Source organism: Mesorhizobium sp. M7A.F.Ca.MR.176.00.0.0, assembly GCF_004023165.1.
Classification (GTDB): Bacteria; Pseudomonadota; Alphaproteobacteria; order Rhizobiales; family Rhizobiaceae; genus Mesorhizobium.
On record NZ_RZTC01000142.1, the window covers coordinates 1 to 13,437 of the forward strand.

13 protein-coding genes and 2 pseudogenes are annotated in these 13,437 nt (G+C 57.9%); 11 read left to right on the forward strand and 4 right to left on the reverse strand.

Annotated elements, in window-relative coordinates; all coding sequences use genetic code 11:
* Window positions 1–29: 29 nt before the first annotated feature.
* Window positions 30–242, reverse strand: coding sequence for a 4-oxalocrotonate tautomerase family protein (locus EOB59_RS30445; protein WP_127269408.1), 213 nt, complete (start codon window positions 240–242; stop codon window positions 30–32).
* Window positions 243–296: 54 nt separating this feature from the next.
* Window positions 297–1,055, reverse strand: coding sequence for an SDR family oxidoreductase (locus EOB59_RS30450; protein WP_128289951.1), 759 nt, complete (start codon window positions 1,053–1,055; stop codon window positions 297–299).
* Window positions 1,056–1,157: 102 nt separating this feature from the next.
* Here EOB59_RS30450 and EOB59_RS30455 point away from each other — a divergent pair, with 102 nt between their 5' ends.
* The 11 genes and pseudogenes from EOB59_RS30455 (at window position 1,158) to EOB59_RS30500 (ending at window position 12,419) form a co-directional block, all read left to right on the forward strand.
* Window positions 1,158–2,051, forward strand: a complete 894-nt coding sequence (locus EOB59_RS30455; protein ID WP_128289952.1) for a LysR family transcriptional regulator — start codon at window positions 1,158–1,160, stop codon at window positions 2,049–2,051.
* A 284-nt stretch (window positions 2,052–2,335) separates the two neighbouring features.
* Window positions 2,336–3,196: a xanthine dehydrogenase family protein subunit M gene (locus tag EOB59_RS30460; protein ID WP_128289953.1), complete on the forward strand. Its 861-nt coding sequence runs from the start codon at window positions 2,336–2,338 to the stop codon at window positions 3,194–3,196.
* A complete protein-coding gene (locus tag EOB59_RS30465) occupies window positions 3,196–3,672 on the forward strand; it encodes a (2Fe-2S)-binding protein (RefSeq protein ID WP_023813348.1) in 477 nt (158 codons plus the stop codon). Before EOB59_RS30460 ends, EOB59_RS30465 begins: the two co-directional genes overlap by 1 nt.
* 1 nt (window position 3,673) lies before the next feature.
* Window positions 3,674–5,944: a xanthine dehydrogenase family protein molybdopterin-binding subunit gene (locus tag EOB59_RS30470; protein WP_128289954.1), complete on the forward strand. Its 2,271-nt coding sequence runs from the start codon at window positions 3,674–3,676 to the stop codon at window positions 5,942–5,944.
* Window positions 5,932–6,177, forward strand: coding sequence for a MoaD/ThiS family protein (locus EOB59_RS30475; RefSeq protein ID WP_128289955.1), 246 nt, complete (start codon window positions 5,932–5,934; stop codon window positions 6,175–6,177). The genes EOB59_RS30470 and EOB59_RS30475 overlap by 13 nt, the downstream gene beginning before the upstream one ends.
* A gap of 506 nt (window positions 6,178–6,683) precedes the next feature.
* The gene (locus EOB59_RS30480) at window positions 6,684–8,171 is read left to right on the forward strand and encodes a hypothetical protein (RefSeq protein WP_245486820.1); all 1,488 of its coding nucleotides are present in this window, start codon (window positions 6,684–6,686) and stop codon (window positions 8,169–8,171) included.
* A gap of 222 nt (window positions 8,172–8,393) precedes the next feature.
* Complete coding sequence (locus EOB59_RS30485) at window positions 8,394–9,374, forward strand: hypothetical protein (RefSeq protein ID WP_245486821.1); 981 nt, start codon at window positions 8,394–8,396, stop codon at window positions 9,372–9,374.
* A complete protein-coding gene (locus EOB59_RS30490; RefSeq protein WP_128289960.1) occupies window positions 9,361–10,647 on the forward strand; it encodes an HD domain-containing protein in 1,287 nt (428 codons plus the stop codon). The genes EOB59_RS30485 and EOB59_RS30490 overlap by 14 nt, the downstream gene beginning before the upstream one ends.
* A pseudogene (locus EOB59_RS36855) lies at window positions 10,644–10,871 on the forward strand (DNA methyltransferase); the annotation flags it as partial. The gene EOB59_RS30490 and the pseudogene EOB59_RS36855, both read left to right, overlap by 4 nt.
* Before the next feature lie 177 nt (window positions 10,872–11,048).
* On the forward strand, window positions 11,049–11,900 hold the full coding sequence (locus EOB59_RS30495) for a hypothetical protein (protein WP_245486822.1): 852 nt from the start codon (window positions 11,049–11,051) through the stop codon (window positions 11,898–11,900).
* Window positions 11,901–11,906: 6 nt separating this feature from the next.
* Entirely contained in the window at window positions 11,907–12,419 is a 513-nt protein-coding gene (locus tag EOB59_RS30500; RefSeq protein WP_128289958.1) for a hypothetical protein, read from the forward strand.
* A 74-nt stretch (window positions 12,420–12,493) separates the two neighbouring features.
* Here EOB59_RS30500 and EOB59_RS36860 read toward each other — a convergent pair.
* Both EOB59_RS36860 and EOB59_RS30510 read right to left on the reverse strand, forming a co-directional pair.
* A pseudogene (locus EOB59_RS36860) lies at window positions 12,494–12,614 on the reverse strand (ABC transporter permease); the annotation flags it as partial.
* 390 nt (window positions 12,615–13,004) lie between these two features.
* Window positions 13,005–13,361, reverse strand: a complete 357-nt coding sequence (locus EOB59_RS30510) for a hypothetical protein (protein ID WP_127809780.1) — start codon at window positions 13,359–13,361, stop codon at window positions 13,005–13,007.
* Between the last annotated feature and the right edge of the window lie 76 nt (window positions 13,362–13,437).

Sequence of the window (13,437 nt, forward strand, 5' to 3'; positions counted from 1 at the left end):
CCCGTGGCTCGCCCGGGAACGGCCCGGCACTACTCCTTTGCGCGAAAAACCTCCGGCACGACGAACACTTCGTCGGCCCGGCCATAGCCGCCGTCGGCGACCTCCTCCACCAGCACCATCGTGAAGGGGCGCACACCCTCGCCGAAAAAGTCGACGAACATGGCTGTCGTTCGATGGATGAGGTCTTCCTTCTGCGCCCTGGAGAGCGCCGCTTGCGGTAACTTGATGTTGGCGAATGGCATGATCTTTTCCTTTCTGTGGAATTTCAGGTTCGGCGTTGAGCGGTCGGCGACGGCTCAGACGACGCCGCCATTGGCGCGGATGATTTGTCCGTTGACCCAGAAGCTGTCCGGCCCGGCCAGGAACGAGACCAGCCCGGCAATGTCGTCGGGCTGGCCGAGCCGGCCGAGCGGGATCATCTTGCCGATGGCCTCGATCTGCGCCTCGCTCTTGCCGTCCGTGAACAGCGCGGTCTCGATCGGTCCGGGCGCTACTGCGTTAACGGTGATGCGGCGCGCGCCAAGCTCCTTGGCCAGAATGTGGGTCATCGCCTCGACACCCGCCTTTGTGGCGGCGTAGACGCCGTAGCCCGGCTGGTAAAGGCCGACGACGCTGCTGGAAAAATTGACGATGCGGCCGCCGTCGCGAAGCCGGCGCGCACCTTCCCGCATGCCGCGGAACACCCCGCCGAGATTGATCGCGATCTGCGTGTCGAACGAAGCATCGTCGGTCTGCGCCATCGGCGACGTCTTCATGACGCCGGCATTGTTGACGAGGATGTCGATGCCGCCGAACGCCTTCTCGCCGGCGTCGAACAGTGCAGCGATACCGTTCGGATCGGCGATATCGGCCTGAACGGCGATCGCCTTGCCGCCGCCGGCTTCGATGCTGCGCACAAGCTCTTCGGCCTCGGCGCGGCCCCGTGCATAATTGAGGACGACGGCGACGCCATCGCGGGCGAGCCGCTGTGCGATGGCGGCGCCGATGCCTTTGGAGGCGCCGGTCACGATCGCGGTTCTGGTTTGGCCACCCGTACTTGTTTGATTGGATGTCATGGAAGTCTCTCCGTGTGTTGGTGACACGGATATAGGCCGGGCCACTTCCCGGATAATCGGCTGCCTATTGACATCACTATTCGGGAATTGCGAACAAAAGCCATGGATCGACTGGACACGATGCGGCTCTTCGTTCGCGTTCTGGAGCGGCGCAGCTTCACCGCTGCCGCGGCCGATCTCGGCCTGCCGCGTTCAACCGCGACGGAATCGATCCGGCGGCTGGAAGAGCATCTCGGCGCGCGGCTGCTGGAACGAACGACGCGGCAGGTGAACGCCACCCAGGACGGCGAAGCCTACTATCGGCGCTGCCTGTCGATCCTGGCCGAAATCGAGGATGCCGAAGCCGCCTTTCGCAATGCCGAGCCTTTCGGCCTGCTGCGCATCGACGCCAGCACGCTGCTCACCCGCACATTCCTGTTGCCGCGCCTGCCGGAGTTCCTCGCCCGCTATGTCAGGATCGACCTGCAGATCGGCCAAAGCGACCGGCTGGTCGATCTCGTGCGCGAAGGCGTCGACTGCGTCATCCGCGTCGGCGAGCCGCCCGACAGCGGCATGATCATGCGGCGGCTGGCTGTCATCCGCGAGATCACCTGCGCCAGCCCTGCCTATCTCGAACGCCACGGCACGCCCGCCTCCCCCGATGCGCTCGACGGTCACCAGGCGGTGGGCTTTGTTTCGTCGCGCACCGGCGAGACCCTTCCGTTCGAATTCACCGTCGCCGGCAGTATCCGTGAGGTGCGGCTGCCAGGCCGCGTCGCAGCCAACAATTCCGACACCGCCGCCGATCTGGCGCGGCTTGGCCTCGGCCTCATCCAGGCGCCGCGCTATCGCTTCGAAAAAGATCTGGCCGATGGGACGCTCATCGAGGTGCTGGCCGATTACCCGCCCTCGCCGACACCGCTGTCGGCGCTCTACCCGCAGAACCGTCAGCTCTCGCCACGCCTGCGCGTCTTCCTCGACTGGGCCTCGCGCATCTTCGCCGAGGCCGATCTCTAGGGCAATTCCAGGAAAAATGTGAACAGTTTCCCGGGAAAGCGCATCACGGGCTGAGGCCGTTCCGGTCCAAAAGCGGACAAAAGCGAATGAGCGCACTTGATCCATAACCGAAGTTTCACGAAAATCATCCCAAAGCCGGTTGCTGCCATTCAGCGCGCCACATTCGGTCTGTTGGACCGGATATTGCGGCGCCTGGCCTAATCGCCGCAGATGCGGAACCGGATAGCCATTATGGGGAGACTGTTTATAACGGTCGCTGAAATCGCGATGACCAAGGGGAGACGATGCGCTACATACGTCCGCTTTCAATAGAAGATGCCGTTGGCCAGTTGGCCGGGTCGGCTGGTACGGCCGCCATCCTCGCGGGAGGCAGCGACCTCCTGGTCAGGATGAAGGGCGGCTTTGCCGAACCAGAACTGATCATCGACATCAAGGCGATCGATGGCTTGAGCGAGATCCGGGAAACGGCTGAAGGCTTCAGCATCGGCGCCGCGGTTCCCTGCGCCGTCCTGGGGGAGAACACCGCCCTCAAGAAGGCATGGCCTGGTGTCGTCGAGGCGGCCAAGCTGATCGGCTCGAAGCAGGTGCAGGGACGCTGCACCATCGTGGGCAATCTCTGCAACGCATCGCCGGCTGCCGACAGCGTGCCGGCGCTGGTTGCCGCCGGCGCCAAGGCAGTGGTCGTCGGGCCGGCGGGCAGGCGCACGATCCCCGTGCAGAGCGTGCCGACCGCGCCGGGCAAGACGTCGCTGGCCAAAGGCGAGATCATCGAGGCGATCCTGCTCGACAAGCGCGAGCCGCGGTCCGGCGATGCCTATCTGCGTTTCATTCCGCGCACCGAGATGGACATCGCGGTGGTCAGCGCCGGCGTGAACCTGACGCTCGACGAGCACGGGGTCGTCAAATCGGCCCGCGTGGCGCTGGGCGCCGTGGCGGCGACGGTGCTTCTGGTCGAAGAGGCGGCGGAGGTGCTCATCGGCTCCAGGCTGGACGAAGCGACGCTGGAGCGGCTCGCCAAGGTCTGCGCGGGGGCTTGCCGTCCCATCGACGACAAGCGCGGCACCATCGAATTCAGACGAAAAGTTGCGGGTGTGCTGGCCCAGCGGGCCGCCACATCAGCCTATGCACGTGCAGGAGGCAAATGATGGCTGGTGTAGCAGTTTCAACGACAATCAACGGCGACGCTGTCGAGTATCTTTGCCAGCCCGACGAGACGCTGCTCGACGTCCTGCGCGATCGGCTGGGGCTGACGGGCGCCAAGGAAGGCTGCGGCACCGGCGACTGCGGCGCCTGCAGCATCATCCTCGACGATCGGCTGGTGTGCTCATGCCTGGTGCTCGGCGCCGAGGCTGAAGGCCGCCGCGTCGAGACCATCGAGGGCATGGCCCATGGCGATACGCTGCACCCGCTGCAGCAGAAATTCCTCGAACATGCGGCGCTGCAATGCGGCATCTGCACGCCGGGTTTCCTGATCGCGGCCAAGGACCTCCTGGCCAAGAACCCCGACCCGACCGAGGAGGAAATCCGCTTCGGCCTTGCCGGGAACCTCTGCCGCTGCACCGGCTACGACAAGATCGTGCGTGCCGTCCAGGACGCGGCCATCGTGATGAAGGGAGCCTGAGATGAATTTCGATCCACGTTTTTCCGGACGTAAATTCACCTCCGTCGGCACGCGTCCGATCCGTCCCGACGGCATCGACAAGGTGACGGGTCGCGCCCGCTATGGCGCCGACTTCAACATGGCCGGCCAGCTGGTCGGGCGTGTCCTCAGAAGCCCGCACGCCCACGCCAGGATCGTCAAGATCGACATTTCGAAAGCGGAAAAGCTCGCCGGCGTCAAGGCGGTGATCACCGCGGCCGACCTGCCGGACCTCACCGATGGCGATGCCGCCATGTACGATGTCCTCGACAATTGCATGGCGCGTACGAAGGCGCTCTATGACGGCCACGCGGTGGCCGCGGTCGCCGCGATCGATGCCCGCACCGCAAGGCAGGCGCTGAAGCTCATCGAGATTGAATACGAGCTTTTGCCGCATGTCACCGATGTCGACGAGGCGGCGAAGCACACGGCGCCCTTGATCAATGATGCCATCTTCACCGAGGGCCTCGAGGAAAAGCCGGTAAAACCCTCCAACGTCACCAAGCGCAGCCAGTTTGGCCATGGCGATGTCCATCAGGGCTTTGGGCAGGCCGACTTCATCGTCGAGCGTTCCTTCAAGACCGAGCAGACGCATCAGGGCTATATCGAGCCGCATGCCTGCGTGGCCAATTTCAGCTCCGACGGCACCGCCGACCTTTGGGTGTGCACGCAGGGCCATTTCGTCTACCGCCAGCACTGCGCCCAGCTGCTTGGCATGGAAGCCTCGAAACTGCGCGTCACCTCCTCGGAGATCGGCGGCGGTTTTGGCGGCAAGACCCATGTCTGGGCCGAGCCGGTGGCGCTGGCGCTGTCGCGCAAGGCTGGACGGCCGGTGAAGCTGGTGATGACCCGCGACGAGGTGTTCCGCGCCTCGGGCCCGACCAGCGCCACCTCGATCGACGTCAAGATCGGCGCCCGCAAGGACGGCACGATCACCGCCGCCGAAGCGACGCTGCGCTACAGCTGTGGCCCGTATGCCGGCTCCTGGGCCGAGATCGGCGCCATGACCGCGTTCGCCTGCTACAAGCTCGATAACGTCAAGACGGTCGGCTACGAAGTGCTGGTCAACCGGCCGAAGACCGCGGCCTATCGCGCGCCCTCGGCGCCGATGGCGGCGTTTGCGGTGGAAAGCGCGGTCGACGAGCTGGCCAAGAAGATCGGCATGGACCCGGTCGACTTCCGCATCAGGAACGCCGCGCAGGAAGGCACACGGTCCTCCTACGGCCCGGTCTACGGCCCGATCGGCATCGGCCCGACGCTGGAGGCGGTGAAGAGCCATCCGCACATGAAGGCGCCGCTGGGCAAGAACCAGGGCCGCGGCATGGCTTGCGGTTTCTGGTTCAATTTCGGTGGCCAGACCTGCACCGACCTCAACATCGGCATGGACGGCTCGGTCTCGCTTGCCGTCGGCACGGTCGATGTCGGTGGTTCGCGCGCATCGCTGTCGCTGGTGGCGGCGGAGGAACTCGGCATCGACTATTCCCAGGTCAAGGCGATCGTCGCCGACACATCCAGCCTCGGCTACAACGACATGACGGACGGCAGCCGCGGCACCTTCTCGTCCTCCATGGCAACGATCTCGGCCGCCCGCAACGCGATAAAAATCCTGCGCGAGCGCGCCGCGCAGATGTGGGACATTGCCGTCGACGACGTGGTCTGGGAAAAGGGCCATGCGATCGCCAGGGGCGAGAAGCACGGCAATCTCGGCAAGCTGTCGCTGAAGGAGATCGCGGTCGAGTCGGGCAAGACCGGCGGGCCGATCGCCGGCCACAGCGAACTCGTCGCCGATGGCGCCGGCGTCTCCTTCGCCACCCATATCTGCGATATCGAGGTCGATCCCGATACCGGCGCCACCAGGGTCATCCGCTACACGGTCGTGCAGGATGCCGGCAAGGCGGTGCACCCGACCTATGTCGAGGGACAGTACCAGGGGGGTGCCGCGCAAGGCATCGGCTGGGCGCTCAACGAGGAGTATATCTACGGCAAGGACGGGCGGCTGCAGAACGCCGGCTTCCTCGACTACCGCATCCCGGTCTGCTCGGACCTGCCGATGATCGACACGCAGATCCTCGAAATCCCCAACCCCAACCACCCTTACGGGGTGCGCGGTGTCGGCGAAACGTCGATCGTGCCGCCGCTGGCGGCGATCGCCAATGCGGTGTCGAACGCCGCGGGCGTGCGCATGACGCACATCCCGATGTCGCCGCCGCGCATCCTGGCGGCGATCGAGGCGGAACGGGAATGGTCGAAGTAACGCTCTGGGGCTCGCTCGCCGCGACCGCCGGAGGCAACAGCAAGATCGAGATCGAGGCCAAGGACATAAGGGAGCTGTTCAGGAAGCTGGCTGAACAGTATCCCGGCCTCGAACCCTGGATCGACAAGGGCATCGCGGTTGCGATCGACGGAACGATCTATAGGGATACGTGGTCGAAGAAGCTGCCGGAAGGGGCGGAGATTTTTTTGTTGCCGAGGCTGGCGGGGGGATGAGGAGGACGGCCGTATCCCTACCATCGACGGGCAAGACCTGGCCGATGGACAGGTCGAAACCACTATGACGCTAACAGTTTGTCAGCGTATTAGCAGCGGACTATCGAATCGGATACTGCTGGCACAAATGTGATTCGCGAGAAAGCGACACTTCTATGGCAGCGTATGGAAGATCCATTTACTTGCATTTCCTCGATCGAGAGCTTGGCGAATCTGTGCGCCACGAGGTCACGGGCACTGATGCACAAAACGCATTGAAGTTGGTTACATTGCTATCGGGCGCGGCCCTCAATTGCGGCGTATCCTTGCTCTTTGAAAGTCCAGCTATTTCGAATTCTGCGTCACTAGATCGCTTCACGCGACTTTTGATCAATTCTGGGCAACTGTCGCTCCTAAGTAGCCATCCGACCACAACCGAGTTCCTAGAGTCCAGGGCAGTGCTATATGCTCATGACCGTACCAGGTACCCGATGTATTTTGGGGCGCCTCTCACGATTCCGCCGAAAGTGAGCATCATACCAAAGAGCTCAAGTGCGACGTACTCGCTTGCGCAAAGTCTATCAAGTTGGGGAAATGATACAGAGAGATCGACGGAGCGCGAGTTAGACGCAAAGAAAGTCGTGCTTGAAAGTCTTACTAGACGCGAAGACAGGGCGGTAACCGCTGCAATCTTTGCGGCAGCGGGTTCGAGATCGTTGCATCCGGAGTCGGCAATTGGCATTGTGCGAAGGCAGATATCAGCCGAGTATACGCGTCATTTTATGAGTACAATTAACTCTGATATAGCAACTGGTGTTCGTGGTTTGGGTTTTTTTGATAGTATATCACGCGGATTTCCGGAGTTTGACGTACAGATTCTTATGGGACTAGCGAGGGCTCTGGGAATTGTTCGGATTTTGGAACAGGATTGGGAAACATATAGGAGTTTTTGGGAGAGTTTTTATTATAGAAGAAGCGCAAACGAAGGATTTTTCGTATTTCTTGAAGAGACGCAAAGCTTAATGCTTGCGTTAGCTCGTATGTTTGCTGACATTAAATTACAATCCGCTCCATCATTTCGGATATTGACCAATCAGACACTTGAGAGAGTTGGGTCATATCTCTCATATGGCGATGTTAATTTGGACGACGGCTTGTTTGAGACGCTCAATTCGCGAATGCGAAGTATTGTTGACAGGCTTTCGAATAGTCATGAATTTAGAAATTCTTTAGAATTTGTCAAATCGGAACGAAATATGCGCAGTAGTTATGATTTTTTACTAATTGTTGCTACAGAAATTGAGAGATCTAGCGTATTTGATAAAGCTAGAGAAATTGGAAACAAAATTACTCCGTATTTTGGTGGTGGTCGCGGGTATTACGATCTTGGCTATATCTATGGGAATCGTGTTGCGCTTGTAAAGGTGGAGATGGGGTCGCTGACAGTAGGAGGGTCGGCCACCACAACTGTCAGAATGGTTGATCAACTCAATCCGCGATATATCATAATGGTGGGTATTGCTTTTGGAACGAATGAGAAGAAGCAGTCGATAGGTACCGTACTAGTTAGCAGGCAAATTCTCAGCTACGATCAGCAACGAGTGGGAACTGATGAGAAAGGAGATCGCGAACTTGTTATTAGAGGGGATAGATCTAGTGCGAGCCCGATCTTGGTCAGCCTCCTCGAGACGGCATCTGGCGTTTGGAATGAGGCTCCCGTTAAGACGGGGTTGATGTTGAGCGGGGACAAACTGGTAGACAACTTGGATTTTCGCGAGCAGCTCAAGTCCATTGCAGGGGGTGAGGCGATCGGCGGCGAAATGGAAGGGTGCGGTTTGGTGGTGGCTGCATCCGAGTCTTCGGCCCACTGGGTAGTTGTCAAAGCTATTTGCGATTGGGCTGATGGCAAGAAATCTACTCAGAAGAAATCCCGACAGGCTTTGGCGGCTAAAAATGCTGTCTCTTTTGTCTTTCAGGCGCTCCGGATTGGGCCTAACGATGGGATTACACAGTAAGTGTCAGATAGCACACGGGATCAATTCATAATAGGCGGTGGCCTTGGAGGCCTAACAGCTGCGTATGTATTGGCGGAAGCTGGATGTAACGTTGCTCTAATTGATCGAAGTCTGCCGGACGCAAATGGCGCCCTTGGCGGCTTTACAGGATTTTCGGGGGCGAAATTCTCCGTACTCCCGGCAGGTCAGGGGTTGATCCCGGTCGCAGGAACAGTCGAGAGATTGCAGCAGGCAACCAGCGAGGTGCTTCGGTTCTTTGATATCGAGGGCAGGCGGGCGATTGAGACAAATGACACTAGTGCGGATACGCCGCTTGCGAATGGTGGAGTTATTAGACGGTACGAGTCGATTGTGCTCACGCCGCAAGAGATCGAGCGCGCCATTCAGACCGTGTCGCATCGTGTCAAGGGATCAGTTGCGGTCCTAGACGGGAAGGTCAGCGAACTTCGGAGGATAGGCTCGCAATGGGTAGCGTTCGGTGCTGGCGGGGAGATCGCGCGGGCCCGCTTTGCTATTTTCGCCGCAGGCAGGACTGGTGGTTCATTGCTGAGGGGTGCTGGAGCTACTCCCCAGGAAGGGAAAGGGATCGATCTCGGCGTTCGAATCGAATTCTTAGATCGACGGGCACTTCAGCAACTGCGGGAGCGAGGGCCGGACGCAAAAATATTGATGGGCCGAACCCGAACCTTCTGCCTGAATCATCCAGGAATCGTCTATCGATACCCATTTCTTGATATCTCTATACCAGGTGGGATAGTCGCGGATCAGAGTCACCCATCAGCAAATGTCGGGCTGCTGACCCGTGTCTCGCGAAAGAACGAAGCTCTGGATGCGGTTCTTCGGTATCTCCGTACTCTGCCCCAAAATACCTATGAGAGCGCCTCGGTAGTGCGGGGGGCGCCTTTCCAGGATAAGATGGCTATGCTTAATGCGGCTTATGGCCCGGTCGTGGCAGATGAGCTCCAGAATTTCGCTGGGATGTTGAACGAGACGGGTCTTATGGACTGGAATCGCGATCACAGGATTCATTTCCCTTTGCTAGACTGGCACTGGGATACGTTCGGAATTGGGTCAACGCACCGCACCGATCAACCCGGCCTATATGTCGCAGGCGATGCGGCTGGGCACGCCAGAGGTCTTCTGCAAGCGGGCATATCAGGTTGGCTGGCAGCAAACGAATTGCTCGCAGATGCACGCGAATAGGTTTTTCGATCCCCTCTACGGTCGCACAAGCCTGAAGACTTGGGAAGCCGAGCTGATGCGCGCACCGGAAGTGCAGCGACTGCGCAATATCAGGATGTGCAATATCAATTCCTTGCTCATGACGGGAGCCTCCGAGGTTTCCCGATTTGAGCATAGCCTCGGAGTTCTTCGCCTAGCTAAGGAGTGGGCCTCGGCCGCGCAAGCCACGGATGAAGATGCCGTTATATTGTCTGCGGCTGCGATGTTGCATGACATCAAGACAGGTCCGTTTGGCCACTCACTAGAGTATACCCTCTCCGACAACCCCACTCTAAGTGACCTCGAACACCAACGGATTGACCGTGGGCTTGAAAACGCCTTCTTTCAGCGCACAAGGGCAAATGTCTCTTATTTGGGAGCTCAGTTTGCGGCGCGCGAAAAACTGGAAGAGCACTGGCCTTCCGTGGCGCGCACCATAGCTGGAGAGGGCCCGCTAGGTCCTCTCATCAGTGGTTCGATCGATCTGGACAACATCGATAATGTGGTTCGGCTTGCTTACCATATGGGTTTAGCCACGCGGGACGATTGCCATATAGCCATCGCTCTGACGAGAGATATCAGAGTCGAAGGCGACGGCTTGTCGATCTCTAATGCAAGTGTCAGTTTAGTAAAGAGATGGCAGGCGTTGCGGCACCAGCTCTACCGATATCTGTTACATGATTGGGCAGAGTTCTCCGCCAAAGGGATGCTAACGAAAGCGATTGAGCTTGCGACAGAGGCGCAATTAATTGGGACAGATAGCTGGATACTGACGGATGACGGCCTCATTCAGCTACTTATCAGCTCATCCGTCGGGGAGCACCAAGAAATAGGCGTACTTGTTAAGCGCTTGATGCTAGCACAGCTATATGAGCCGGTCGCAATATTGAGAGGCTGGCGGATAGACAAATATGGATATCTGTCTGACCCAAGTGAAAAGCGGCGGATAGAGCAAAAAATGGGTGAAATACTTAAGACTCATTGCATATTTCATGTAATACTCGACAAAGCAAAGACGGATAGGAAGTTGAGTTTTTACGTACGTGATCGGCGTCAACAAATGGATGTGGGCTCCGATACAAGAGAAATATTGGTGGGTCTATTTGCGTCTCGTTTGCATAGCGAAGGCGTAGGTAGGCGAGCAAGCTCAGAGTTTCGCCGCGATATGTATCCTTATATTGGAGATTTCGACGAACTGGAGGATCCATTGGAAGACCCGTTTGCGGCTTCGCCTAGCCAGTTAAGCTTCATATGATTGATAGAGATATCTATAGACAACTATCGATAGTTGATTGGGATTTCATCGAACGGACAGATCTGGAGCTTTCGGCGATACATTGGTATCCAGGCAGCTTTGCTCCGGGCCTTCCTAGTGTACTTGTCGAACTTCTATCGGAACCCGGCGATACCGTTTTCGATCCGTTTTGCGGCGTCGGTACAACGGCGGTAGCATCCATACTCCGAGGTCGTAGTTCAATATCCTGTGATGTCAGTCTGATAGGTGTGATGTCCGGCCTGGCTACAACAGGCCTAATATCGCTCTTACTTAGCAACCAGTACTTATTTCACGGAGTCTTCGACGATTTGCGATTGTTAATACAAGGGATCGATACGCAGAATGCGTTGTTGACCCGGTCGTTGAGTTCTGGATCGGCTGTGGATGATCACATTAATAGTTATGGCGGCACCTCGCTTAGTGCCGTTTTCAAAAAACTATTTGGTCAACCCTCGCTTGAAAACCTAACGCGTTGGTATCATTCAACGACACTCAACGAATTGCAGCGACTTATTGATTCCCTTGAGACGGCGAGGACATCGCAGTTTTGCAAGGTAGTTGGTTTCACGATGATTTCGGCCATAGCGCGCAGCTTGTCGTCTGAGACGCGTAGTTGGGGGCATATTGCTGACAACGTAAAGCCGCGAGAATTTGTATACAAAGATGTTCAGCGTGCTGCTTTGTCGTGGCTCCAGCGCACACAGAAGCGCTTAGCGGAACTGCGGCGGGCGGCCGCTCCTATGTTGCAGCTCCCCAAATTTGAATTCCGTCTTGTTGACTGGACTACTAATCAGCCGTCCTTCCCCATGCCTTCTGCGGCTTTGCTCATAACATCACCGCCCTATGGAGGTGCAATCGACTATGGATTAGCGCAACGGCTATCGCTGTATCTCCTCGGATTGTCGGATGAATCAATCGCCGGTCTCGTTAGTGCAGAGATCGGCGCCAGAAGGAAGCGCTTCAAGCCGAGGCATGTCGACGTATGGGCTGAGGAATTAGTCAATGCTGTTGGCGCGCAAGTTCTGATGCTGGACATTGGCGCCTACGCCGCATTTGTAATGCCGCACAAAGATCACGGCCGGGATGCCGGTGAACTCCTGCTGAAAGAAGTACTTTCCCAGAAGGGCTGGAAGCTAGAGTTCTCTGCCGACCGATCTGTGCGGCAGTCTCGTACGCGGCAATCGTGGACATCAATCAAAAAGGAGACTATCTTAGTATTTCGTGGGGGGTAAGTAAAAATGTTGTACGTCATCACGGGTGTGCGCGGCGCCGGCAAGACAACATTGATCGATAGTATCAAGAGGCAACAAGTTGCCACCATACTACAGCCCTCGACAACGAGGCCGCGTCGATTTAAGGGGGAAGCTGAGTATAATTTTGTGCGCAAGTGGGATTTGGAGAAGTACGCATGGACGATTGAGTACGGGGGTTATAATTACGGAATGCGAAAGAGTGAAATCGAAAGATCGATAAATACATTTTGTTTTACTGTTTTTGAGCCTACGTCAATTGATATATTTTACAATTATCGCGCTAACGAGCGTCTAGACGCCAAAGTAATCGGTCTTGATACAATTCGTAATTTGAAGCAGCAGCAATCCCGGGTTGACATGTTGCCGTCTCGCATGATGACGGCTGAGCAGTTCGAAGCGGCGCTGAGAAAAACCCGAGATGCGGACATCTGTATTGATGGCGATGCAGATGAGATCCTTTCGAAAATTAAGCAGTTGGTGCAACCGAGTGAAACATAAACGGCGGAGCCGAGTGGCCCGTTAGGGTAACCCAGCCGTTTACCATACTAGAGCTAGTGGAGTTGGCCTCCACTCTACCTTTTCTCCACTATCCTTAAATAAGCCGCCGTCACGAACAGCACGATCAGCCCGAACAAGATCCGCCTTGCCCTCGGGCATTTGCAGGATACTCAGCAGGGTCGCCAGCACCGGGAGATTTCACGCCGAGGTGACGGGTGCCGCGAGGCGCTTCAGCCCGTGAACGCTTCGAATGTATCCCTGGAGGTCAGCATCGCCTGGCCCTTGAACGAGATCGAGAAATCACCAAGCCGGTGCCGGCCTTGGTCATTCTTGACCAGGATGTCTCCATCAACCTTGGTGAAGTCACTCTCGATGCCTTTGACGATCCTGTCGACGTAGCGCAGGTTGCTCTTGACGGAGAGACTATCGTTCTTGGCCAGTTGCTGCGCGAGACGTTGGAGCTTCGGTCGTCGCCGATACTTTGCAGCCGCGCTTCAACGGCCTTGGGGCTGGTGCGCGCCAACGGCGGCTTTCCATCACTCGCTCCGCAGCCCGGCGCCTTTTGCCCGGAAGGCGCCGCCAAGGCTATGGATACTTCGTCGGCGGTACGGCAGGGTTCAAATCGCCCTGCAGTTCCTTCGGCAGCGGCAGGCTTGAGCATTGCAGGTGCACCTCGCGGGCGAACAGCTTTCGTTGCTTCTGCTCATGCTCCTTGATGGCTGCGACGAGCCCCATCGAGTATGGACCAAGCAGGACGCCGAAACCCCACCCCGGATGCTCCTTCTCGCGGGCCTGGTAATCCGAAGCCGCCCGGCGGGCCTGCTGGCATGCCGGCGAAGCCCATTTCTGGTCCTGCTGCGAAAGCGACGCCTGATAGTCGACCGGGGATGTCGCGCATCCAGCCACTGCCGCGGTCAATGCGAGGCAGATTGCGATTCTCATCCGAAGCCTCTCCTATCCTTGTGCAGGGCCTGCATAGACCTCTTCATCCCACAAGGCGATAGCTGCGGCCAGGCGC

Bases quoted from the DNA above. Each gene is read 5' to 3' on its own strand.
- EOB59_RS30510 (WP_127809780.1), bottom strand. From the start codon at position 13,361: ATGAGAATCGCAATCTGCCTCGCATTGACCGCGGCAGTGGCTGGATGC.
- EOB59_RS30500 (WP_128289958.1), top strand. From the start codon at position 11,907: ATGTTGTACGTCATCACGGGTGTGCGCGGCGCCGGCAAGACAACATTG.
- EOB59_RS30450 (WP_128289951.1), bottom strand. From the start codon at position 1,055: ATGACATCCAATCAAACAAGTACGGGTGGCCAAACCAGAACCGCGATC.
- EOB59_RS30460 (WP_128289953.1), top strand. From the start codon at position 2,336: ATGCGCTACATACGTCCGCTTTCAATAGAAGATGCCGTTGGCCAGTTG.
- EOB59_RS30490 (WP_128289960.1), top strand. From the start codon at position 9,361: ATGCACGCGAATAGGTTTTTCGATCCCCTCTACGGTCGCACAAGCCTG.
- EOB59_RS30455 (WP_128289952.1), top strand. From the start codon at position 1,158: ATGGATCGACTGGACACGATGCGGCTCTTCGTTCGCGTTCTGGAGCGG.
- EOB59_RS30475 (WP_128289955.1), top strand. From the start codon at position 5,932: ATGGTCGAAGTAACGCTCTGGGGCTCGCTCGCCGCGACCGCCGGAGGC.
- EOB59_RS30465 (WP_023813348.1), top strand. From the start codon at position 3,196: ATGGCTGGTGTAGCAGTTTCAACGACAATCAACGGCGACGCTGTCGAG.
- EOB59_RS30470 (WP_128289954.1), top strand. From the start codon at position 3,674: ATGAATTTCGATCCACGTTTTTCCGGACGTAAATTCACCTCCGTCGGC.
- EOB59_RS30445 (WP_127269408.1), bottom strand. From the start codon at position 242: ATGCCATTCGCCAACATCAAGTTACCGCAAGCGGCGCTCTCCAGGGCG.